The following is a 25363-nucleotide window of genomic DNA, read 5'->3' as shown; positions in this document are numbered from 1 at the left end:
ATTAAAGCCTAGAGTCCACCAATTTCTTACTCAGCATTCCCTTTACATCATAGACCACCTGATTATCAGATTTCTGAATATTCCAGGTATTAAACTCCTGATGCCCTACTGCAAGTATGATGGCTGAATAATCTTCCAATACAGGCTTTGAGCCTTCATTGATGATTTCAATCCCATATTCATGTTTTACCTCTGCCACATCTGCCCAGGGGTCATAGACACAAACATCTATATCAAAAGATTTCAATTCATTGTAAATATCAATCACTCGTGTGTTTCTTACATCCGGACAGTCCTCCTTAAAGGTAAAGCCTAGAATTAACACTTTGGAGTCGATTACTTTGAGATCCTTGCGCATCATATGCTTAATCGTCTCAGTAGCCACATGTTTCCCCATGGAATCATTGAGTCGGCGACCTGCCAAAATAATCTCTGGATGATAGCCTACTTCTTGAGCCTTTTGAGCTAAATAGAATGGATCTACTCCTATACAATGCCCTCCGACTAGTCCTGGACGGAAAGGAAGAAAATTCCATTTGGTTCCAGCCGCTTCGAGAACTTCTTGGGTATCTATATCCAGAAGATTAAAAATCTTACTTAATTCATTTACAAAAGCAATATTGATATCCCGTTGTGAGTTTTCTATGACTTTGGCTGCTTCTGCAACCTTGATGGAAGATGCTTTATGCGTACCAGCAGTAATCACTGATTTATACAGTTGATCCACATAATCTGCTACCTCAGGAGTACTACCAGAGGTAACCTTTAGAATTTTGGTTACTGTATGCTCCTTATCCCCTGGATTAATCCGCTCAGGTGAATAACCCGCAAAAAAGTCCTCATTGTATTTCAAACCAGAAATTTTTTCCAAAACAGGCACGCACTCTTCTTCTGTCACACCCGGGTAAACCGTGGATTCATAGATCACCACATCTCCTTTTTTCAATATCTTTGCTATCATTTCTGATGCCTTAATCATAGGAGTAAGTACTGGTCGATTGTGTTTATCAGTCGGAGTTGGAACGGTAACTATATAAATATTGGAAGAGGTGACAGGTAGAATGGCATCTGTAATTAGTAGACCACTTCCTTTTTTATCAAGTTCTACACTCGTTTTCACCAATACATTTTGTAAATCCTGATCCGCTACTTCTAAAGTTCTATCATGGCCTTTTTGCAATTGATCCACTCTGCTTGGATTAATATCGTATCCAACTGTTTTATATTTTTCGGCAAAGGCTACCGCTAATGGAAGTCCTACATAGCCTAGGCCAATGATGGCAATTTTACTTTCTTGAATATCTTGTAACATGCTTAAATTCAATAGCAAATAATATTTGGTTATTCCATTTTTATTAAAAGTTTAAAACTTCAGATTCAATAGTAAAACTGGATAATACCTTCCTATAAACTTAATAATCAATTGCAGCAGTCATTAAACAGCTAATTATTTGGCAAATCTTTAAACTATTTATTCTCAATTTTCAACTCACTGCACAGCTTCGCCCTTTCAGTCCCATTCGAATTGTTTTTTGAATTTCACATCTCAATTTTGGAGAATTCAAATCTTAAAATCCGAAAGTAAACTTAGCTTTTAAAAAACTAGTTGTAGCCTGATTAAGAATACATTAGGTAGTTTGGAAATAATGTCAAAAAGCGCCCCCAGGCTAAAATTTAGGGCTTTTTTATCTCTTACAGAAGCCAAAGATAAGGAAAGTGAGTAGTTTTTTTACTCATTTTTTATCCTATTTTTAAATGGAAATTTCATATACCAAGAAATGCATTTCATTATTAAAATAATCTTCACATCATCCTCTATTTCTCAAAAAAGACACCAATTCCTAAACATGTGTAAACCTGATTATTGAGGAAAATCAACACCTATCTTTTCTACAGAAGGATGGAACAAATTGGGGGAAATGAGGGCAGGAAAAGATGTAAGATAAATGATGTTAGATTTAGTAAATCATGTTTTTGAATCCAAAATTCCTCTCTCTTCCTTTAACTTGAGTACACTTCTACACTTGGCTTAAGATTTCTCGGGTATTCACCCTTCGAAATGACCAAAGATCGTTTGAGGGTATAATTGAATCTCGTACTTCCACCTTCGTACTTCGTACTTCTCCCTTTAAATATAGATTTCTCAGTCTTACATCCTTCGAAATGACTAAAGATCGTTTGAGAGTATAATTGAATCTCGTACTTCTAGCTTTGAATAGAGATTTCTCAGACATTCACCCTTCGAAATGACCAAAGATCGTTTGAGGGTATCATTGAATGTCGCACTTCTACCTTTGAATAGAGATTTCTCAGTCTTTTATCCTTCGAAATAACTAAAGATCGTTTAAGGATACTCTGGTAATTCGTATTTCAAACTTCGTGCTTCGCCCTTTGAATGGAGATTTCTCAGACATTCACCCTTCGAAATGACCAAAGATCATTTGAGGGTATAATTGAATCTCGTACTTCCACCTTCGTACTTCTCCGTTTAAATATAGATTTCTCATTCTTTTATCCTTCGAAATGACTAAAGATCGTTTAAGGATTCTATTGTAATTCGTATTTCAAACTTCGTGCTTCACCCTTTGAATGGAGATTTCTCCGGCATTCACCTTTCGAAATGACTAAAGATCGCTTAAGGATCCTATTGTAATTCGTAGTTCAAACTTCGTGCTTCGCCCTTTGAATGGAGATTTCTCAGTCTTTTATCCTTCGAAATGACCAAAGATCGTTTAAGGATTCTATTGTAATTCGTATTTCAAACTTCGTGCTTCACCCTTTGAATGGAGATTTCTCAGGCATTCACCTTTCGAAATGACCAAAGATCATTTGAGGGTATAATTGAATTTCGTACTTCTACCTTTTAATAGAGATTTCTCAGTCTTACATCCTTCGAAATGACTAAAGATCGTTTAAGGATTCTATTGTAATTCGTATTTCAAACTTCGTGCTTCACCCTTTGAATGGAGATTTCTCAGGCATTCACCTTTCGAAATGACCAAACATCATTTGAGGGTATAATTGAATGTCGTACTTCCAACTTCGTACTTCTCCGTTTAAATATAGATTTCTCAGTCTTACATCCTTCGAAATGACTAAAGATCGTTTAAGGATTCTATTGTAATTCGTATTTCAAACTTCGTGCTTCACCCTTTGAATGGAGATTTCTCGGCCTTTTATCCTTCGAAATGACCAAAGATCGTTTGAGGGTATAATTGAATGTCGTACTTCTACCTTTGAATCGAGATTTCTCAGTCTTTTATCCTTCGAAATGACCAAAGAACGTTTGAGTATACTCTGGCAATTCGTAGTTCAAACTTCGTACTTACCCTTCACACTTCGTGTTTCTTACTTCGTACTTCAGATCTTATTTTCTTCTCAAGGCTCTTTTCCACCAGGGAAGTGGAGAAGCTTCTTCATGGTAGCCATAAGAATTCCCTCCGTATCCATAACCGTAACCATAGCCGTAACCATAGCCATAGCCTTTGTCGATATGCATGTCATTCAAAATGCCATAAATCTTGGTTACCCCCCCTTTTTCAACCAAATTATTCAAAATCTGAGTGTTCCCCTTCATGGAATAGCCTTGACGGAATACATAGAATGAAATATCTGCCAAAGCGAATAATTCCTTGGTTTCAGAGACCAAACCGACAGGTGGACAGTCAAAAACCACCACATCGTATACTTGCTTAATTTCGTTGATAATTTGAATGAATTTATCTTGAAGTAATAATTCTGCCGGATTCGGTGGAATAGGACCCGACAAGATCACGTCAAAATCCTGATACCCCGACGATTTCACTACGGATTGCCAAGGGGTATCCGAACTCAGACAAGTACTCATTCCCTTGTCATTGGGCAATCCAAAATCTTCCGCGATTTTAGGTTTTCGTAAGTCTAACCCAATCAATATGGTATTCTTACCCATCAAGGCATAAACAGAAGCCATATTAATAGAGACAAAAGTTTTCCCTTCTCCAGAAACAGAGGAGGTGAATAAGATGGTTAAATTTTCCTTTTGCTGACTTAAATAGGTCATGTCTGCTCGAAGGGAGCGGAAGGATTCTGTCACGGTGGATCGAGGATTGTTTAACACAGGCAGCGCATCATCTGAATTATTTCTTCCTACCATTCCAATTAAAGGAACCTTGATCTGATTTTCCAATTCCTTAGGATCCTCAATTTTAGTATTTAGAAAATCTTTGATGGTAATAAATCCAATGGGAACAATCAAACCTAAAATCAATCCTATCAATAAGTTTAAGGTACGCTTGGGAGCAACAGGAATTTGACCGGCTTTCGCAAAGTCCAATATGGTGTTCTTGGGCATATTAGAAGCTTTGGTGATTTCAGCTTCCGCTTTCTTTTGAAGCAAATACACATAAATATTCTCGTTGATCGTGAACTTACGCTGAATTCCAATCAAGTCTCTTTCCGTCTTGGGAAGAGAGTTAATATCCGATTGTATTAATCGAATTCGATTATTCAAGTCTGCCAAGACATTTTGAGTATTGCTTAATGCCAGATTCACATTCTCCTGCAATTGCTTTTTGGTGTTGGCGATCCTAGTGGAATTTTCCCGTACGGCAGGTGCTTGATCCGAAAAATTGGATTTCAAACGAATTTGATCCGCTTGGAGCTCCGCTAAGGCGTTGACCAAAGAGTTTAATAAAGGGTCTGTTACTCCAATGATAGATGGAGCTACCAACTCTCCCCCTTGACTATTTTCAAGATAGGAATTTAGCGTTTGGTAGTATTTGAGACTTACTTCTGTTTCCCCTTTTTGTTTTTCCAAATCCTGTAACCGTTCAAAAATTACAGAACCCTCTTCGGAAAGGTTAAAGACATTATTTTCGGAACGGTATTGTTGCAATCTATTTTCAGATATTTCCAAAGAATCAGAAATCCCCAACAATTGGTTTTCAATAAAGCGGATGGTGCTTTCAGAGGCCCTATTTTTCTCATCCAATTCCCGCTTTAGGTACATCTCCATCAATTTATTGATGTAGTCTTCACCCAGTCTCCTAACAGGAGTTTCTAAATTTAATGATAGAATAGATGCTTGTTTGTTGATTGGAGAAACTGATAATTCCTCTTTGTATTTCAATGCTAGAGTAGGTGTATCAGTTATTCTGAACTGATAATTCTCCCCTGGATTCGCATAAATACTATTGATTTTAATAGAAAGATTCTCTTCTTCAATTTGCTCCCCAAAAGAATAAACTGATTTCTTCAAAGAAGCATCTTCCAATTTGGATTTATAATAAGGGTCTGCAGGATCATAAATACTGAATTCATCATTTTCGATTTGTAATTCAAAAGAATTTTCATCCAACACTTCAATTCGGAACATTCCTCCCACCCATTGAGGTTGTTTCCAATCTACTGAAACGATGATTGGAAGCTTGTCATATAGTTGATTCGTTGTGATAAAACCTTCTCCGAAATACTGAACATTCAAATTCAACTCAGAGATGGTCTCCTCGGCTAGAGAAAAGGACTTTAAGATTCCAATTTCATTTTCAATATTATTCTTGCCCTGCAAGCCAAATCCTGCCGATTCGAATAAATCCATACCCAAAGAAGGCTCTTCATCTTCAATGAGTACACTCGATTGAACGCTATAAATATTGGTTGCATATCTATTGAATAAAAATGCTGAAATTAATCCTGCAAACATAAATGCAAGAATCAAAGGCCAATATTGCAGGTAATTAAACAATAAGACCTTTAAATCAATTTCATCTTCCTTTTGTACCATAAATGGATTCTGACCCGAATTTGCTGGGTTTGGAGTATTGGGGTACATATAACTTATTTGATTAAATTAAGAATGAGGGCCATGGCAGAAATCCCTGAAAAAATCAATGCAAGAGACTGAGCTGTATTTTCACCAGTACCTGTTTCACGTACTTTCATGGGTTCCACATAAATCTGATCATTGGGCTGGATGAAATAAAAAGGTGACTCCACAATTTTTCTGTCCAATAAATCAATTCTATGTAACTTGGTTCCTTCAGGGTATTGTCTGATCAATAATACATCACTTCTTTTGGCCACTGTGGTCAGATCTCCCGCATTGGCAATTGCCTCAAAAATCGTCATTCTGTCCTGTAGCACCACAAATTTTCCAGGCCTTCTAAATTCCCCTATAGCTGAATATCTGATTCCTCCCAATTTTACTTTGACATACAATTCTGTGGTCACGTATACTCTTAATTTCTCTTCAATGGCAATTCGTGCTTCTTCTAAAGTTTTATCTTTCACCACCACTTCACCTACTATTGGAAGCCTTATTTTACCTTCATTATCCACCGTATACCCTGTCATATAATAAATATCGCCTCCTGATTGCGAGGCAACATTTCCCATTTGTGCAGATACTCCCCCCATTGCTTTGTTATTGAATCCATTTTGGATCATATCATCCACCGTTTGAATGTTCACATCAATGATATCGTTGTACTGCAGCTTGTATTCCGGAATCTCGTAAGTCACCAACTCTCCATCCTCAATAGGCGTCTCACCTTCTTGGTTTTGGAGATAAATAATTTTCTCATTGGAAATACATGATGTCACAGTTATCAGGGCAATAAAATATATCAACCCAATTGGGAATCTCCGCATAAATGAATTTTTAATAATCTTCGTCAAAAACTGGGCAAACTTAAACATTTTAACAGAAAAGAAGGGTGAATTTTACGAATTCACAATAAGAGAAAGTTAAATTACAGTTTTATCAGGATGTATTTCAAGTATTAGGGTGTAAGAGGTGATTTAAAAGAATGAAAATGACTCTCAAACAAAATCTATCCATCTTTAAGTATGAATTAGAAAGAGTATGGGGAATGAAGCAAACAGATTTTAGCCTTTCGTATTCAAATCTCTATCAAGAAAATTCACCATTACCCTCTTTTCACCAAAGGAATGACTTCATTCCCAATCAGCTTAATAGCCTCCATGAGCTGCTCATGGGTCAATCCAGCATTATCCATCTGGAAAGTAAATCTTGAAATCCCTCCTAGGGCTTCACTGTGTCTAAGAATCTTTTCAGCCACTTCCTCTGGACTCCCTATCACCAAAGCTCCCGTCTTTCCTGTTTGTGCATAAAAATGATTCCAGGTGACCGGTGGCCAACCTCGTTCTTTCCCTATTCTGGTAAATGTCTCGGCATATCCAGGATAATAATTTTCTAGTGCTACTTCATTGGTTTTAGCAACATATCCCAAGGAATGTAAACCCACTTTCAAATCCTCCTCCACATGACCTGCTTTTACAAAAGCTTCTCTATATAAATCGATCAATGGTCTAAAGCGATGGGTTTCTCCACCAATCACCGCCACCATCAATGGCATCCCCAATTGACCAGCTCGGATGAAAGAACCTGGGGTCCCTCCAACTCCTAACCAAATAGGAAGCTTTTTTTGGAGCGGTCTAGGGTAAATGCTTTGATTGTTTAATGCGGGTCTGAATTGCCCTTGCCAAGTGACCGTCTCCTGATCTCTGATTTGAAGCAATAGGCCTAGCTTTTCGGAAAACAGTTTATCGTAATCATTCAGTCTTAAACCAAACAAGGGAAACGCTTCCGTAAAAGATCCTCTTCCAGCCACAATTTCAGCTCTTCCTTTGGATATCAAATCCAGAGTAGCGAATTCCTGAAACACGCGCACAGGATCAGCCGCACTGATCACTGAAACGGCTGAAGTCAATTTGATACGTTGGGTTCTTGATGCTGCAGCGGCCAAAATAATTGCAGTAGCAGCATCCAAAAACTCTTTTCGGTGATGCTCCCCTATCCCAAAAACATCCAAACCCATTTGGTCTGCATATTCGATTCTTGCTAACAGTTGTTCCAATGACAAAACGCTCTTTTGTCCGTCTATTTTCACATCCCCCGCTTCTGTGGCTGCAAAACTATCTATTCCTATTTCCATTTTTAACAAAATCAATTTGCAATTAAACCATTTTCACTCGCAATGAATTCCCTTCCTCCACACAATAATTGAGTGATTTTTTTGGTTTAAAAAATTTAAGGTTATTCTCTATGGTTTTGATATTTTTTTCAATTACCCTAAACACCACGAACCCATTCGTGTAGTATAGGCCCAGCGCCTCTTCTTTTTAAATCAAAAATTGGAAAATGGGCCAGATGTATGGGATTACAAACTCTCAACAGTAAGGAAAACATGGGGAACACCTACCCACAACAAGGCAACCAATAGAATAAAACGGTTCATTTGGGTTGAATTAATCTTCTACCCTATAAAAAATATAAATCCCCTAGGAAGAGCTCTTAGGGGACTTAGATTGATTTATAATTTTCTGAGTGAAACCGCATTGATGCAATATCGAAGTCCACTGGGCTTCGGCCCATCTGGAAAAACATGTCCCAAATGTGCATCACAAACATTGCATGTCACTTCTACCCGGATCATTCCAAAACTTACATCCTTGGTATAGGCCACATGAGATAAATCGATGGGTTGGGTAAAAGAAGGCCATCCTGTGCCACTTTCAAACTTGACGTTTGCATCAAAAAGCTCTGTACCGCAACAAACACAAGCATATTTACCAGGTTCAAATAAACTACAAAGCTCGGAGCTATGCGCCCTTTCAGTTCCTTTTTGTCTTGCAACTCTGAACTCTTCAGGGCTTAACATTTCCCTCCATTCAGCATCCGTTTTCTCCACTCTCCTCGGAGGTTTGGGATTGCCCTGATTCGTAAACTTGATTACATCATTCCAATTAATCATCATTCGTATTCTTCTTATTTTTTTGTTGAAACGGAAACAGGTCTAAGTAACAGCAGTTTCATTTAATTAATTCTGAATGGCATCAAATTGTTTTTGAATACTTTCCAAACTAGGTTCCTTTCTCATCCAAACCATTGCCTCGTCCTGGTCTTCCATCCATCTATAAAACCAGGACACTCCCCATTTTTTATCGTAATAATTGGTTTGATGGTATATAGGATCAGCCAATGCTTCCTCCACACCCACAAATTCATAGCCTCTATCACTTAACTCCTCAATTATCGTCGGGAGGTAAGCTTCATTGATGGAATTATCATGGCAAAGATAGATCTGCGGAATCAACCTGCCATATTCTTCCAACGATAGTGCTTCAAAGAATTCAAATAAAGCCAAGGTTTGAGACACATATGCTTCTCCAATTGCAACCGTCCTCGAGCGATCTTCTTGTTCAAGGTAATGCTCATACACAGCATTATACATCCAGTCCGCACTTTCCACTGTAAAAGGCATGATTTCATACCCCAAGGATTTCAATTGGGCTTTAAAGGCATTTTGCTGCAGGGAATCCTTCCCTAAGTCATTGAATGGAAACCGAAAGTATTTCAAGTCCTTTCCATAATACCTGGCAAGCTCCCTGGAAATGCCCTCCCCTTTTAACACCTCCTGTTCCAATTGCTCCACTGTGAATTCAGAAGACCGGTTATGGTTAAAAGAATGATTTCCTAAGGTGGTATAAGGCCTTTCTGTCCATTCCATTAGGAGGGAAAAGTTTTTTGAAATGGAGTCGGTTTTATAGATTAATCCTTCAATAACAAAGATCGAAATTGGAATTTGGATCGAATCCAATTTTGAAAGAAGTCCCAATTGGAAGTCATCCTTTTCATACTTTTTGGTATTTGGAATATCATCCATACTGATGGCTACTTTCTTTTGAGCAGAAACCGAAAAAATGAGGAACATACAAAGCAAAAAAGTAAAACTGGTTTTCCATTTAAAGGACATACTATGCACAACAAATACACTACTCAAAATTGACATTTAAAATGAAGTTTTTGTAAAGAAACCAAAAACAGGAAACCTTTTTCTAATTGAAGACCTATTTTTAGGGAAATAAAAACTGATCACCATCCATGAAGTTGTACCTCGCACTTTTCCTGTTAGCAATGCTCGTTCAAACTCCTTTTAGTTATGCTCAAAAATCTTTCCATCAAAACAAAGTAATTGCTCACCGAGGCGCTTGGAAGGCAAAAGGACACCCACAAAATAGTCTTGCATCCTTGAATGAAGCCGTGTCCTTGGGTTGTGAGGGTTCGGAATTTGATGTTTGGATGACAGCAGATGGAATCCTAGTGGTCAACCATGATGCAGACTTCATGGGAATGCCGATTGAAACCAGTACTTATGATCAACTGTTGAAAAACTCGCATGAAAATGGTGAAAAACTCGCGACGGTCGAAGAATACCTTGCCGAAGGCAAAAAGCAAAAAGGCACCAAACTGATTTTTGAAATCAAACCATCCAAAATAAGTGTGGAAAGATCGGAGGAAGTAGCGATCAAATCAGTGAAAGCCGTTAAAAAAATGAAAGCTAGTAAATGGGTGGATTACATCACTTTTAGCTACGAAGGAGGACTGAAAGCCATTGAAACAGATCCTAAGGCGAATGTTGCCTATTTAAGTGGAGATAAAACTCCAAAAGAACTCAAAGAGGCCGGTTTTTTTGGTTTTGATTACAATATTGGGGTGTTAAAGAAAAACCCTCATTGGATTAAAGAAGCGCAAGACCTAGGGCTCACCGTAAATTCCTGGACGGTCAATAAAGAGGAAGATATGAAATGGCTATTGGAACAAGGGGCAGACTTTATTACCACCGACGAACCGGAATTACTGCTGGAACTCATCCAATCCAAGTGATATCATTATTCAAAGTTTGCAAACCTATCTATGCTATTTTTTTAGGTTTGCACCACTTATATTTTGAGGCATTCCTTCGTTCTATTTTTTTTAGAAACCCCTTCATGCCCCATTAAACAAAGATTTTCATTTTTTTCAAATCCATCCGTCTATAGATAGCTGCATTTCATCGATAGGTAATTCGGTGTGAACGATTCTTTCAATTTCATGGATAGGAAATAATGAAATTTGAAGAAAAAAGGATGTGAAAGTCTTGTTATTAGAAGATGTTTTATTGGAGCAACTCAGATTTCAAAGGACCATCGAAATACTGGGTCTCAAGATTGACTTGACTATAGCTAATCATGGCAAGGAAGGAATCCTCCTTTTGAAAAATGAAAACATAGTACCCGATCTGATTTTAATCGACATCAAAATGCCTGGTCAGAACGGAATTGATTTTCTGAAAGAACTTAAATCCATTTCTAATCTGAAAAATATAAGAACCGTTGCTTTTACCACTTCCAATGATCCCCAAGACATTAACATGAGCTATGAAAATGGAATCTCGAGTTTTATTCTCAAACCTATGAACCCCAACCTTTATAAAGAAACAGTAAAGTTGCTAATCACCTATTGGAAGTTAAATATCCAATAAAAACAAAAAAGGAGAGTAAGTTGTTTGTCACCCAAGCCTTGCCCCTCATCAAAAAACATTATCAAGTATGACAAATCCAAACGACTTGTATATAACCTTCTCTGGATTTGCTAATAATGATCAAATCATAGATAGCTATGATTTGATTCATTCCTTGATAACTGAATTAGGGGGGCAGGCTTCCTTCCGATTTCTATTGGACCCAACACTTCCCATGATCAAAGGGGATCCCAATTTTATTTCTGGAGTTTTCAAAGATTTTATTCTTAAAACCATAGTAGAATTTAAACAACACTTAGGTATCGTCAAGGTCGTTCATATCAAAGACCCAAAATCTTGGATTTTTGCATTCTCCATTGATCAGAAATCAATGCCATCAGAAAAAAAAACAGTTCCTGAACGAACAGATCCCATTCAGGAGTTTAATCTGGCCATTTCCAAAAAGGCATTACAAAATTTAAGTGAGGTGCCTTCGGTAATACCCTATCTTTAAATAGCATAATTATGGAAAGGCCATCTTTACACTATCTCAAAGAGTTATCCTGTGGAAATAAATTATTTGAAAAAAAGATCCTGAAGCTTTTAATAGAGGAGTTGCCAATGGAGTATAATACTTATCAGCAGGCAATCAACTCCAATAATTATTTCTGGGCATCTGAAACGGTACATCGAATCAAACATAAAATTGCCTTTTTCCAAATGCAAAACGCTCTAAATGTCACTGAAAAGCATGAATTTGCATTACGATCGGGAAAACTAAATTTTCAAGAAGAATTTCAGGATATAGTAGCTAAAATACTTAAATTTCTACCTGAACGACCAGAGTAGACATGACTTGCATTATTGTTGACGATGAAAATGTGTCAAGAGAAATATTAAACTTTTTATGTGAAAAAGAGCCTGGTGTAGAAGTAGTAGGTAATTTTTCGAATGCGATGGATGCTTTTCGGTTCCTCAATAAGGAAGATGTAGACCTGATTTTTTTGGACGTCCACATGCCTGGTTTTACAGGGTTTGATTTTATCCAAACCTTAAAAAGCTCTCCCTATGTCATATTGACCACTTCTGATCAGAATTCTGCGCTTAAAGCATTTGAATATGAAAGTATCATTGATTTTTTAACGAAGCCCATAGATGCTGATCGATTTAAAAAATCTGTCAAAAAGGTTTCTAAATTACTTGAATCAGGAAGTTCAAATACTAGTAATCCTAAAAAGTCAAAGGCCAGTAAAAATCAATTATTCATCAATATTGACAAGCGCCTCATAAAAATCAATACCGACGAAATTGATCTCGTTGAAGCTAGTGGAGATTATGTACGGATCAAACTGGAAAACACTGATTATAAAGTACATACTTCATTGACAAAATTAAAAGAAAAACTTCCATCAGATACTTTTTTTCAGGTTCACCGATCTTATATTATCAACCTAAAAAAAATCATAGATATACAGGATAATACGGTACTGATTCATAAATCAGTAATCCCAATCAGTAGATCCAAGCGAGGAGAACTTATGGGAAAACTAAACTTGATTTAAGGATTGAGATTATAGGTTTACCCAATAGCATCTTCCTGAGAATGTATTTGATTTAGGATCAGTTTTATCTCTTTTTCAATTTGAGCTAATTTATGCTGTATAGCTGATTGGTCAAGTAATTGAAGTTTTTCCATTTCAGCCGCCATTTCCGATAAATAAAACATCCCTGAAGAGACTGCTGTTCCATAAAGCTTATGTCCTGCCTCCTTCAATCCCACCAAATCCTCTTTAACTAATTTTTCCTTAAGATCAGCAAAAGAAGTGGTCAGTTCTGACTTGACAATCTTCAAAATCCCCTTTAATATCTCCACATTATTATCGGTGTAAGCATTTAGAACCTCCTGATCATAATGACTTTTTGTGAATTTTTCCGGTTCATCAGAATTTAAAGAATCAAGCTTTTGTAGAGGCAGCCATTTTTGGAAAATGTTATTAAGAGTCTCTTCTACTACAGGCTTCACCACAAAATCATTCATTCCAGCTTCTAAACATTTCTCACGTTCTCCCTTCACATTACCAGCTGTCAATGCCACAATTGGTATCCGATCCCCATTTTTTAAGTTCCTGATTCGTCTGGTTGCTTCATACCCATTCATTTCAGGCATTTGAACGTCCATCAATATGATATCTGGAAATTCTTCCTTACAATAATCCAAGGCCTCCTTGCCATTCTTTGTCTTGATTAGAATTGCATTTGGAAAGGATCGTTTGATGATAGTTTCTGCCAACATCATGTTGACCATATTATCTTCGGCTACCAACACCTTATAATGCACATCTTGCGGTATAGTATCATCATTTTCTACCTCCTTTACTATGTCAAAATCCTTGGTATGGAGCCTTGAAAGCGCATGATAGAAATCTTGTAATTTAAGGGGTTTAATTAAACGATGTTTTACACCTAGTTCTTGGCAGGCTTGTATGATTTTCTGGTCATCAGAAGAGCTATGCAACAAAATGATTGGCATCTCTTCCAGATTTTCCACAAAACTTTCCTTGATCTTTCGAATGGTTTCCAAGCCATCCATGAATGGCATATGGTAATCCATCAACACTACGTCAAACTTATCTCCTTTTGATAATATTTGAAGGGCTTCAAAGCCATTCGTCGCTTCTGTTGCATGAATATTCTTTAACAATAACATCTGACTGACAATCAATCTATTATTGTCATTATCATCCACAACCAATACATTTTTAATTTTATCCACATCAAACCATTCTTCTGCCTCTCCTGGTTCTGTTTTGAAGGTAACGTCAAAGAAAAATGTACTTCCTTTTCCAACTTCAGATACCAATTGCAATTTTGATCCCATCAACCCTAAAAGGCTATTGGATATGGTCAAGCCAAGGCCTGTTCCCCCGTATTTTTTTGTAGTGGAACTATCTTCCTGAGAAAATGCTTCAAATATCTTTTTCTGTTTTGTGGCATTAATGCCAATCCCAGTATCTCGAACAGAAAACCGAATTCGATTAAAATCACCGTCTGAATGAAGGTTTTCAATTTTCAACTCTATTTCTCCTTTTTCTGTAAACTTGGAAGCATTGCCCAGTAGATTCACCAGCACTTGTTTTAACCTTACAGAATCGGCATAAATAAATCTTGGTAAATCGGTTCCGATATTCAAAAGCATTTCTAAGCCTTTGTTTTGGATTTGGTAGGTGATGATATCTGTCGCCTGAGAACTCATTTCATACAGATCACACTTATCAATATCTATTTCCAGCTTCCCTGCCTCAATTTTTGAAAAGTCCAGAATATCATTGATGATACTTAATAGTGCATTAGCAGACTGGTTGACGATCGATAAATATTGATGTTGAGTTTCATTTAAATTGGTTTTCAATACCAAGTCCGTAAATCCTATTACCCCATTGAGAGGAGTCCTAATTTCATGGCTCATATTGGCCAAAAATTCAGATTTGGCTTTACTTCCTTCCTCTGCCTGTAACTTGGCCTGTTTGAGTTCTTCCCGCTGAGCAATCAACGAAGTGATATTTTGCGTAAAGACCATCATCCCTCCAATTTCTCCATTGTGAAGGTACCAAGGCCTCATCTCCCAGGATATATATCTAGGTTCAGTTTCTCCAGGAAATAGGATTTTCTCTTCTTTATTGGTTAAAACTTCACCACTTAAAACCCGATTATAATTAGCGATTCTATCTTCATTCATCAGCTCACTAAAGAGCGCATAATGGGAATTGCCTAAAACCTCTTCCTCTTTATAGTGGTACTCCTCCTCCCATCTATTACTCACAGCAATATATCTCATGTTATTATCTAACATGGATACCGCTGCCGGTGTATGCTTTACAAATGCTGCTAGCCGACTTTTTTCATTAATCAGATCAATTTCAATATTCCTTTTTTCTGTGAAATCAATCGCAATTCCCAAATAACCGATACTAATCTGGTCGGGGTCTTTGATGGGAGTGACGACCAAAGAAACCAAACGCTCTTCTCCATCTTTTCGAATATAGGTCCAATCTCTTTGTTCTGAACCATCTCTTTCCGGTCTAGCTATAAAGGTTTCGAATCCGGAAATAGGCCTTCCAAATTCCTCTGAAAGTTCTAAAGCCGCTTTCTCCACCTCCTCTTGAGAATGAATGATTCTTAGAGTATGCTTTCCAACCATTTCGTCAGAAGTATAGCCCAACATTTTTTCTGCTCCCTTATTGAACACTGTAATCACCCCTTCTAAATCTGTAGCGATCACACTCACTTCCGAAGAGGCATTAAACACATCATCCAATACTTTTCTCGCCCTAGATGCCTCCAATTCTGCTCTTTTGGTTTCATCAATATCTTGAAAAGTCCCAAACAACCTGACACATTCCCCATTTTGAAATTCTGGTTTTCCAATTGCTCTCACCCAAATTTCTTTTCCTTTATGGGTAATCAATTGCAAATCCAAACTCCATGGGGTACCATGTTGAATAGCTTCTTCCAAGGCTTTGGTGATCTTGTATCGACTCTCTCCCTCTTTATAAAATCCTATTCCTTTATTCAAATCTGGTACGAAGTCATCAGGAACTTCATGAATCATTTTTGTAACAGGTGTCCAGGATATTTTTTGATTAACAATATCAAAATCCCAGCCTCCTACTTTGGCTACTTTTCCTGTCTCCTCAAGCAATTGTTTAGTCTCTTTGAGGTCTTCTTCCAGCTTTGCCCTTGTGGTGATATCTATTGCATTACCGATAACATATAATGAATGGTCAACCCCACTTTTCTCAAGAACATTATTGAATAACCAGGTCCGGAGAGTTCCATTTTTATGCCTGGTAATCATTTGACCACTGGCTTTACCATGGGTGGTAATTGCCTTCAAATACCCATAAATTTCAGGATGCCTTTCCTCCGGAACGATGTCAAATAAACTTAAAGAAAGCACCTCCTCAACAGTATATCCTAAAATGCCTGCGCCTGAAGAATTTACAGAAAGAAAATCCCCCTTTAAATCATGGGTGCACATCAAACCTTGAGAATTTTCGAAGAAAACTCTCAGTTTCTCTTCACTTTCAGCCAGCTTTAATTCCCGAATTCGCTCATTGGTGATATCTCTCCCAATAGCGAATATGCTTCCTGTTTCGGGCTCTGGAGAAGCAGTCCATTGTAAATATTTGAATGAGCCATCATTGGTGTTAAACCGATGGGTAAAATTAATGGTAGGAAGTCCTTCCGATAGTTTTCCTATTTCTTGTTGAGTCTTCTCTAAATCCTCGGGATAGATTAATTCAAAAAATGATTTGGTCAACAAGGTCTTCTTATCCCAACCTAGTATCTTCTTAAATGAAGGACTGACTTTTTTAAAAAAACCATCCACTCCCGCCAGACATACCAAATCTGAGGATAACTGGAATAACTTTTCAAAATGATCCAGTTCAATATTCTTTTTTCTATCCTTCAATAAACTCAGTAACCCTCCAAACAGTGTCATCAAATTGGATTTTTGATCTTCATTGATCTCAACCATCTGGTGATTCAAAATTGCCAATGCCCCTAAAACATACCCATCCTCATCCTTTATTGGACATGCAGCATAATATTCAAAACCTCTTTCTCTTAATGTGGAAGGAAAATTTTTGTCGCTGGAACTAAAAGAGATAAACGAAGCTTCTTGGTGAACATCAAACCAAGGGGTCAAATCCAGTGATTCTATCGCATTAATACTTCCAAACACTGATTTAATAAACGTCTTTTTCTCTTCAAAAAAATATATCAAACCAACCGGCACATTACATAACCTACTGGCAAGCTTTGCAATTCCATCAAATTCTTTCTCTTTTTCAGAAGATAAAATCTGGTAACTCTTCAATGAGTTTATTCTGGAACTATCTCCGAGTAGAGATGGGATATTCATCATTTTTGAGGGATTACAATAAAGTTAATCAAAAAAAGAGTTTGAATGTTTTCTTCTTTAATAACAGGTAAATTATCGGGTTAATTTTAAATTAAAAACCCCAAAACCTTTTAATATTAAAGGAAAAACATTGAAAATTTCCCGCTCTAATTTTCACCCCCATAATATCTAAATTTCACCTTTATAAAAATGCATTTCAACTTAAAAATGACTCAGTTCTTAATCGGAAAAAAAAATTACTAAAACCAATATTTTGTGATAGAAAGCTTACTTAAGGGTTATTTCAGTCCTTATTCCTTATCTTTCCAAGATTCAACCCAACACATAGCCAAATTTTCAACTATGAAATCTTCTTTTAAAATTAAGCTGTTAATCCTTTCACTTTTTACTGTCCTTTATACTTCAGATTTCATTTACGCCCAAAACAAAAAACCTAATTTCATCATCATTTTCACCGATGACCAAGGGTATGGAGATGTGGGAGTTTTTGGACATCCGACCATCAAAACCCCAAACCTGGATCAAATGGCCATGGAGGGACAAAAGTGGACCAATTTCTATGTGGCAGCAAATGTCTGTACCCCCAGCCGTTCCGCAATTATGACGGGAAGACTTCCGGTAAGGACAGGTATGTATAGCAATACCAGAAGGGTTCTATTTCCAGACTCGGATGGAGGACTTCCAAGTTCTGAAAACACCATCGCAACCTTGCTAAAAACTTCTGGCTATGCCACCAAAGCTATCGGGAAATGGCACTTGGGTCATCTTCCCCCCTACCTCCCCACGAACCATGGATTCGACTCTTACTTTGGTATCCCATATAGCAATGACATGGACCGAATCAACGATGTTTCCGCTAAAGAGGCCTTCGCAAATCCAAAATACAATTATTTCAACGTTCCTCTGATGAGGGATACGGAGATTGTGGAAAGGCCTGCCAACCAAAATACGATCACCAAACGCTATACAGAAGAAGCCATACAATACATCCAAGAGAATAAAGACCAACCCTTCTTTATATATCTGGCTCACTCTCTCCCCCATGTGCCATTATTTGCAAGCCAAGGATTCTTAGGAAGCAGTGAGAGAGGATTATATGGAGATGTTATTGAGGAAATTGATTGGAGCGTGGGTCAGATCCTAACGACACTTAAAAAAGAAGGCTTAGATACCAACACTTACGTGGTCTTTACTTCAGACAATGGTCCTTGGCTTGTCTACAATGAACAGGGAGGAAGCAATGGAGGCCTTTTCGGGGGAAAGGGTACTAGTTATGAAGGTGGAGTTCGTGTGCCCACCATCATTTGGGGCCCCGGAAATGTGCAACCAGGGGTTGTTTCAAAAATAGGAAGTACCCTGGATTTATTACCTACCTTTTGCAGTTTATCCAATACAGTCAAACCAAACGATCGAGTATATGATGGGTTTGACTTAAGCCCTGTATTGGCAGGAAAGGATGAAACTCCAAGAAATGAACTATTTTATTACCATGGAGATAGATTATTTGCTGTAAGAAAAGGGGATTACAAACTCTATTTTTACAAAAACAACCCCATGGGCTATCCGGCAAAAGTCGAAAAACTGGATACCCTTCAACTCTTTAATCTGGCACATGATCCTTCCGAGAGGTTTAATATCGCTTCTGAAAACAATCAAATCATTGAAGAAATTCAAGCCTTGATACAGACACATCAATCGCAAATGTCATTTGGACCTACTCAATTGGAAAAGAGAATTGAAAAGAACTAAGGAACGAAGAGATTCTAAGTAAAAAATATAAATGACGTGTTAAGGCAAAACAGCTTTAACACGTTTTTTTTTGTTCACCTTCCTTCTTTCTAATACACCTCATCAACTTTCTGCCTCCCAAAAGGAAATTCTCTTTGAAAAAGTAATTCTAAAAATCTCGCCCTGTTTTTATTTAGATTTTTTCTAAACAATTTTTTTAGAATTAATCTAAATAAATAACTTTGCAGCCGAAAACGAATACTCAATCGAATTAAAAAAAATAATGAAGTTTTTAAAATGCTATCAATTCCTTCTAGGATTAGTCTTATTAGCTGCGACATCTTGTGAAAATGAAACAGCAGTACCTAACCTTAGATCTGAACTAAGCTATAATGATTTGAACACAAACGAGTCCTACTCTACTCAATTTTTGGATCAATCGGGTACTTCAACAGTGGATTTAACCGAAGGAAATATTTCATTAAGCATGTTTCAATCGATGGATAATTACATTAAATCCAGCGTAAGCACTAATTCAAGAATTGATCAAGGCCTTCTATCGAATCTTTTCAATAATACTGAATCTTCTTATTCCCAAATTGAAATAAAAGGAGGTTTATTTAATGCTTCCGATCTTAATAATTCTGAAGAAAGCATTAGTGCGAGAGTGGCTCCATCAAGGTCACAAGCAGAAATTCTAGCCACCCAGGCCTATTTTGAATCCCTATTTGAGGAAATAGATGCGAACAGTTTATCCATCAATGAAGAAGCATCTATCAACCAGGCTGGTAAACTGGGTAATTACTTATTGAATAATAAGGGGATTGAAGTAGCCCAGGTAATCCAAAAATCCCTTTTAGGGGCATTTCAGTTGGACTATATCGGTAACGTCCTTTTAAACTCAGGGCTGAATGCAGATAACTCAACTCTTGTTTCGGATAGAAACTATACCCAGCTAGAACACAATTGGGACTTGGCCTATGCCACACTTACTTTGAATCCAATCTATTTAGAAGGATTTTCTGATACTGAAAAAGGATCTGTTTCTGAATTCGGAGCAGGAGCTTATATCTGGGAGTATAATAAAAGTGGCTATGCGAAAATTTATCCTGCATTTCTTAAAGGAAGAGCTGCTATCGTCAACAACGATTTGGTGGAAATGGAAAACCAGGCGCTTGTAATCAGACAAGAATTCGAAAAATCGATAGCAAATGCAGCCCTTGGCTATTTGGGTAAATGGAGAACCAGTACTACAGAAGACAAAAGAGCACATGCTATCGGAGAAGCCTTAGGATTCATTTATTCACTAAGATTTGCCAGTACTTATCAAGCAGATGCAAATTTCTCTGACACCATTATAGCTGCCTTAATCAATAGTGAAAATGGATTTTGGGATATAGATGCAGCTAAAATCAATACTGCAGAAGCTGCAATCAAATCAAAATTCAACTTGTAAGAATTCATATCATCGGGCCGGATGAGTTCCGGCCTTTTATTCCACCTTAAATACATTGGAGATGAATTACGGAAAGTACCCTATTATTCTCTTTTTGTTGACCTTGCTTTTTGGTTGTGTTGACTCAACCGAAGATCAAGACATTCCCGAGGAAAACAGCGATCGAAAAGAAATGCTTAAGTTTTGGGTAGAGGAAATGATCATACCTTCCTATTCGGAATTTGAACAAGATCTGCAAAACATGGTAATCAGTGCCGATCAATTTGTGAATAACCCCACTGAGTCCAACCTACAAGCTTTAAGAAACACCTGGGTTCAGGCCTATGTTTCTTGGCAACATGTAGAATTATTTGAAGTAGGTCCTGCTGAAAAATATACGTTAAGGAATTTTTACAACATTTATCCCACCAATGTTTCAGGAATTGAAACCAATATCAGTTCCTCCACCTTGAATCTGAATTTGCCCTCCACTTATGACCAGCAAGGATTCCCAGCCTTGGATTACCTAATCAATGGTGTGGCAGAAGAGGACATCAAAATCCTGGAATTTTATACGGACTCAGAAAAAGGCGAAAATAGACGTGCTTATCTGAATACGCTGGTTACCAGAATGGAATTGTTACTTAATCAAGTAACCTCAGACTGGAATGGTCCTGCTAAAGAAGAGTTCATTTCAAAAACTGGATTGGATATAGGTTCTTCCACAGCATCCATGGTCAATGCCTATGTGCTTTATTATGAAAGACATGTCCGAAGTGGCAAATTTGGTATTCCTTCCGGAGCAACTTTAGCAAGTTCCGGTACCCCAAACCCGGAAAAAATTGAGGCATACTATAAGCAGGATATCTCGCTTTTATTGGCAAAAACAGCTCATCAAGCATTTACCGATTTCTTTAATGGGAATGCAAATGGCAAACAAGGCCCTTCCTTGAAAACCTATTTGGTAGCTATCGGAGCAAAAGACCCAAGTACAGGGATACTATTGTCTGAATACATCACTGAGCAGTTGGCAGTCATCAGCAATCTCCTCAATGGATTATCAGAAAACCTTTATCAGCAAATCATCACGGATAATGATTCCATGATCCAAGTATACCAAGAAATGCAAAAAGCTGTAAGAATTCTAAAAGTAGATATGACTTCAGCGATGAGTATTACAATCACCTACACGGATAACGATGGTGACTAATTTGAAAACAAGGTTTTCATCTTATTTAAACCAAACATCTTCTCCAGCAGCGTTAGTTGTATTCAGAATGATGTTTGGTTTATTGATGTTTCTAAGCCTCCTTCGATTTTGGCTCAAAGGCTGGATACACCAATTATATATTGCACCAAAACACCATTTTAGCTACTACGGATTCGAATGGGTCCAACCTTTGGGACAATATACTTACCTCCTATTTTTAGTAGGGATGATTGCTGCTTTGTTTATCGGCATAGGCCTTTACTACCGATGGGCTGCCCTCCTCTTTTTTTTAAGCTTCACCTACATTGAATTAATGGATAAGACTACTTATCTAAACCATTATTACTTTATTTCCCTTTTAAGTTTCCTATTGATTTTTCTTCCTGCAAATGCCTACTTTTCTATAGATGCTTGGAGGAAACCAAGTCTCAATTCTTCTAAAATTCCCTCTTGGTGTACTGATTCCATCAAGTTAATGGTCATCATTCTCTATTTTTTTGCAGGTCTGGCAAAACTCAACAGTGATTGGCTGTTTCTAGCTTTACCTATGAAAATTTGGCTTCCGGCCAAAAATGACCTTCCATTGATTGGAAATCTATTGAATGAAACTTGGGTTGCATACCTGTTTAGTTGGATCGGATGTATTTATGATTTAAGCATAGGTTTTCTTTTACTCTACACTCCAACTAGGAAATTGGCATATACTTCTGTCATCGTATTCCACCTGCTCACATCTATACTTTTTCCAATAGGAATGTTCCCTTATATCATGATAGGTACCGCACTTATTTTTTTCTCTCAGGACTTTCACCTTCGTATCATTCATAAAATTGGAGGAATAATGCATGCCTCTTCCTCCTTTTTAAATCCTCAAAGATCATTTAGCTATTCCAACAATTTAAATAGCCTATTTATCGGCCTTTTAATCCTATTCTTTACCATTCAAATTCTCCTCCCCTTCAGATACCTCTTATACCCTGGAGAATTATTCTGGACCGAAGAAGGATATCGATTCAGTTGGAGGGTGATGCTCATGGAAAAAATGGGATCAGCCACCTTCTTGGCCAAAGGAGAAAATGGAGAAATCAAGGAAGTAGATAACAAAGAATTTCTTACTCCCCAGCAAGAAAAGATGATGGCAACACAACCGGATATGATACTGGAATTTGCACATATCCTTCAAAATCATTTTGAAAAAACAGGTATAGAAAATCCACAAATCTATGTGGATAGTTATGTTTCCTTAAATGGCAGAATAGGAAAAGCATTGATTGACCCAAAAATTGACCTTTCCGAAGAAAAAGAATCGTTCGCTCCAAAAAACTGGATTTTAAAATTTGAAGATGAAATTAAAGGTTTTTAATACTATCCTAGTAGGGTTATTTCCAATGCTTTTAGCTGCTCAATCCAAATTGAGTGGTACTATCAAATCATCTGAAAATAACCAGACTATTTCTTCCTGCATTATCTATTTAAATGATGGGTCCAGATTGGTAGAAGCCTCTTCAAAAGGTGAGTTTTATTTTGGAGATTTGGCCAATGGCTCCTATACCGTTCATTTCACCAGTGAATTTTTCGAGTATAAGAAAATTCAAGTTTCCATTTCTAATAGTGACCAAAACTTGGCAGTATTTCTTGACCCTAAAAGCATGAATCTGGAGGAAGCGGTAGTCACTGAATCCGCTTCAGATTTTGGTCTTTCCCGTATGAACGCGGTGGATAACATGGGCCTTTATGAAGCCAAAAAATCAGAAGTGATCCTGCCTGAAAACATGACGGCTAACCTATCTACCAATAACGCAAGACAGGTCTATTCCAAGGTAGTAGGATTGAATATTTGGGAAAATGATGGAGCAGGTCTTCAATTAAGTATCGGAGGAAGAGGATTGGACCCTAACCGTTCCTCTAATTTCAATACACGGCAAAATGGTTACGATATCAGTGCAGATGCATTGGGATATCCGGAAAGCTACTACACTCCACCTTTGGAAGGAATTGGTAAAATCCAGATTGTAAGAGGAGCTGCTTCCTTGCAGTATGGAACCCAATTTGGAGGATTGGTGAATTTTCAGATGAAGCGTCCGGTGGAACATAAAAAAATTGAATTAACAGCTCGACAAACCCTTGGTTCATTCGGCTTCTACAATGCCTTCACCAGTCTTAGCGGGACGAATAAAAAATTTAGTTACTATACCTTTTTCCAATATAAAAAAGGGAATGGCTGGAGACCCAACTCTGAATTTAACAGCTATAATTTCTATACTAATCTTAATTACCAAGTCACAGAAAACACCAAAGTCGGTATTGACATCACAAAAATGACCTACCTCTCCCAACAACCAGGTGGTCTAACCGATGAGATGTTTGAACAAGACCCGAGACAAAGTAATAGATCAAGAAACTGGTTCAATGTGGACTGGAATTTATATGCTTTCCATTTGGACCATAAATTCAACCAGAGTAACTCCATCAATCTTAGATTTTTTGGATTGAATGCCAATCGATATTCCATTGGTTTTAGACCCAATAGAGTAGCCACTATAGATGATAATTCCGAAAGAGATCTAATTAAAGGTGATTTTGAAAATTGGGGAACAGAATTTAGATACCTAAAAAGGTATTCACTAGGAAACATCCAATCTATAGGAATCACTGGAATCCGATATTACCATGGATACAACCATAGTACGCAAGGGTTTGGTAGTACCGGATCGGATGCAAACTTTAATTATTTACCAGGAGAAAATAACCTGCTCAATGACTATGAGTTTCCGAACAAAAACATCTCCCTGTTTTGGGAAAATATTTTCTTCTTGAATGATAAATTTTCTATCACACCAGGTGTCAGATTTGAAAACATTAGAACTTCTGCAGAAGGATATTATGCGATCCTTTACAAGGATCTAGCAGGGAACATTATTGAAAGAACCGTGGTGGAAGAATCTAGAAAAAATAACCGTAGTTTCATTTTAGGAGGTTTAGGCCTAAGTTTTAAGCCAAACGAGAAATTAGAAGTCTATTCCAATATATCACAGAACTACCGTTCCATCACATTTAGTGATATGCGGATTTCAAACCCTTCTGCTACTATTGATCCAGACCTGGAAGATGAAAAAGGGTACTCCATTGATCTTGGAATCCGATCTGATCAAAACAGATTGATCAATTATGACCTGAGTCTTTTCTACCTGAACTATAACAACAGAATTGGGGAAGTCCAATATTATGATGAAAGCAATAGGGTATTAAGACAGAGAACCAATATTGGTCAAGCGATTATCAGTGGTTTTGAAAGTTATGTAGAATGGGATTTCATGCATTCTTTATTCCCAGAGAATGCTTCATGGAAAGGTACTGTATTTAGTAACCTCGCAATCATTAACTCCACCTATAGAGCCAGCGATATTAATGGAATTGAGGGTAATGAGGTAGAATTTGTTCCAAATGTTAATTTCAAAACTGGACTTTCTGTTGCCTATAATAACTTTAAATCTTCACTTCAATTCAGTCATCTCAGTGACCAATTCAGTGATGCCACCAATGCCATCGATGGTGGTGTTTCAGCAGTGGTTGGTTTAATCCCAGCTTATTCAATTATGGATTTTAGTTTATCCTATGAATACAAAAAATTCAAGTTTGAAGGATCAGTCAATAACTTGACCAATGCGATTTACTTTACCAGAAGAGCGACAGGGTACCCTGGCCCTGGTATTTTACCCTCAGATGGAAGGGGAATTTATTTGACTGTACAATTTCAATTATAAGCAATCACAAAGAAT

The 25363-nt window shown here is 37.4% G+C and carries 17 protein-coding genes; 10 read left to right on the top strand and 7 right to left on the bottom strand.

Going from position 1 to position 25363, the window contains the following annotated elements:
- Position 1: 1 nt before the first annotated feature.
- The 6 genes from JYB62_RS02300 to JYB62_RS02275 all read right to left on the bottom strand — a co-directional run bounded on the left by JYB62_RS02300 (position 2) and on the right by JYB62_RS02275 (position 9794).
- A complete protein-coding gene (locus JYB62_RS02300) occupies positions 2–1312 on the bottom strand; it encodes a nucleotide sugar dehydrogenase (RefSeq protein ID WP_205643829.1) in 1311 nt (436 codons plus the stop codon).
- A gap of 2055 nt (positions 1313–3367) precedes the next feature.
- Entirely contained in the window at positions 3368–5812 is a 2445-nt protein-coding gene (locus tag JYB62_RS02295) for a GumC family protein (RefSeq protein ID WP_205643828.1), read from the bottom strand.
- Between the two features lie 5 nt (positions 5813–5817).
- A complete protein-coding gene (locus JYB62_RS02290) occupies positions 5818–6630 on the bottom strand; it encodes a polysaccharide biosynthesis/export family protein (protein ID WP_205643827.1) in 813 nt (270 codons plus the stop codon).
- A gap of 278 nt (positions 6631–6908) precedes the next feature.
- Positions 6909–7937, bottom strand: coding sequence for an LLM class flavin-dependent oxidoreductase (locus JYB62_RS02285; RefSeq protein ID WP_205643826.1), 1029 nt, complete (start codon positions 7935–7937; stop codon positions 6909–6911).
- Positions 7938–8315: 378 nt separating this feature from the next.
- Positions 8316–8756, bottom strand: a complete 441-nt coding sequence (gene msrB, locus JYB62_RS02280; protein WP_205645389.1) for a peptide-methionine (R)-S-oxide reductase MsrB — start codon at positions 8754–8756, stop codon at positions 8316–8318.
- Positions 8757–8822: 66 nt separating this feature from the next.
- A complete protein-coding gene (locus tag JYB62_RS02275; RefSeq protein WP_205643825.1) occupies positions 8823–9794 on the bottom strand; it encodes a polysaccharide deacetylase family protein in 972 nt (323 codons plus the stop codon).
- A gap of 92 nt (positions 9795–9886) precedes the next feature.
- Between JYB62_RS02275 and JYB62_RS02270 the strand changes: the two genes are divergently transcribed.
- From JYB62_RS02270 to JYB62_RS02250, 5 genes are all read left to right on the top strand, one after another.
- Positions 9887–10669, top strand: a complete 783-nt coding sequence (locus JYB62_RS02270; protein ID WP_205643824.1) for a glycerophosphodiester phosphodiesterase family protein — start codon at positions 9887–9889, stop codon at positions 10667–10669.
- A gap of 244 nt (positions 10670–10913) precedes the next feature.
- Positions 10914–11306 (top strand): response regulator, encoded by a 393-nt coding sequence (locus JYB62_RS02265; protein ID WP_205643823.1) that lies wholly within the window; start codon positions 10914–10916, stop codon positions 11304–11306.
- A 67-nt stretch (positions 11307–11373) separates the two neighbouring features.
- Positions 11374–11799, top strand: a complete 426-nt coding sequence (locus tag JYB62_RS02260) for a hypothetical protein (RefSeq protein ID WP_205643822.1) — start codon at positions 11374–11376, stop codon at positions 11797–11799.
- 11 nt (positions 11800–11810) lie between these two features.
- A complete protein-coding gene (locus JYB62_RS02255) occupies positions 11811–12134 on the top strand; it encodes a hypothetical protein (RefSeq protein ID WP_205643821.1) in 324 nt (107 codons plus the stop codon).
- 2 nt (positions 12135–12136) lie between these two features.
- Positions 12137–12847, top strand: a complete 711-nt coding sequence (locus JYB62_RS02250) for a LytR/AlgR family response regulator transcription factor (RefSeq protein WP_205643820.1) — start codon at positions 12137–12139, stop codon at positions 12845–12847.
- A gap of 17 nt (positions 12848–12864) precedes the next feature.
- Here JYB62_RS02250 and JYB62_RS02245 read toward each other — a convergent pair whose 3' ends face one another.
- Positions 12865–17214, bottom strand: a complete 4350-nt coding sequence (locus JYB62_RS02245; RefSeq protein WP_243431421.1) for a PAS domain S-box protein — start codon at positions 17212–17214, stop codon at positions 12865–12867.
- Positions 17215–17553: 339 nt separating this feature from the next.
- Here JYB62_RS02245 and JYB62_RS02240 point away from each other — a divergent pair, with 339 nt between their 5' ends.
- The 5 genes from JYB62_RS02240 to JYB62_RS02220 all read left to right on the top strand — a co-directional run bounded on the left by JYB62_RS02240 (position 17554) and on the right by JYB62_RS02220 (position 25348).
- The gene (locus JYB62_RS02240) at positions 17554–18960 is read left to right on the top strand and encodes a sulfatase family protein (RefSeq protein WP_205643819.1); all 1407 of its coding nucleotides are present in this window, start codon (positions 17554–17556) and stop codon (positions 18958–18960) included.
- 262 nt (positions 18961–19222) lie between these two features.
- Positions 19223–20395, top strand: a complete 1173-nt coding sequence (locus JYB62_RS02235) for a DUF4856 domain-containing protein (protein ID WP_205643818.1) — start codon at positions 19223–19225, stop codon at positions 20393–20395.
- 61 nt (positions 20396–20456) lie between these two features.
- Positions 20457–21584 carry an imelysin family protein gene (locus JYB62_RS02230; protein ID WP_205643817.1) on the top strand — a complete coding sequence of 376 codons (1128 nt, stop codon included), beginning with the start codon at positions 20457–20459 and terminating at the stop codon, positions 21582–21584.
- Positions 21574–22947: an HTTM domain-containing protein gene (locus tag JYB62_RS02225; protein WP_205643816.1), complete on the top strand. Its 1374-nt coding sequence runs from the start codon at positions 21574–21576 to the stop codon at positions 22945–22947. Before JYB62_RS02230 ends, JYB62_RS02225 begins: the two co-directional genes overlap by 11 nt.
- Positions 22928–25348, top strand: a complete 2421-nt coding sequence (locus JYB62_RS02220) for a TonB-dependent receptor domain-containing protein (protein WP_205643815.1) — start codon at positions 22928–22930, stop codon at positions 25346–25348. The genes JYB62_RS02225 and JYB62_RS02220 overlap by 20 nt, the downstream gene beginning before the upstream one ends.
- The last annotated feature ends 15 nt before the right edge of the window (positions 25349–25363 follow it).

It is taken from the genome of Algoriphagus lutimaris, from assembly GCF_017051705.1.
GTDB lineage: Bacteria > Bacteroidota > Bacteroidia > Cytophagales > Cyclobacteriaceae > Algoriphagus > Algoriphagus lutimaris.
This window is presented reverse-complemented; position numbering and strand designations above follow the sequence as displayed.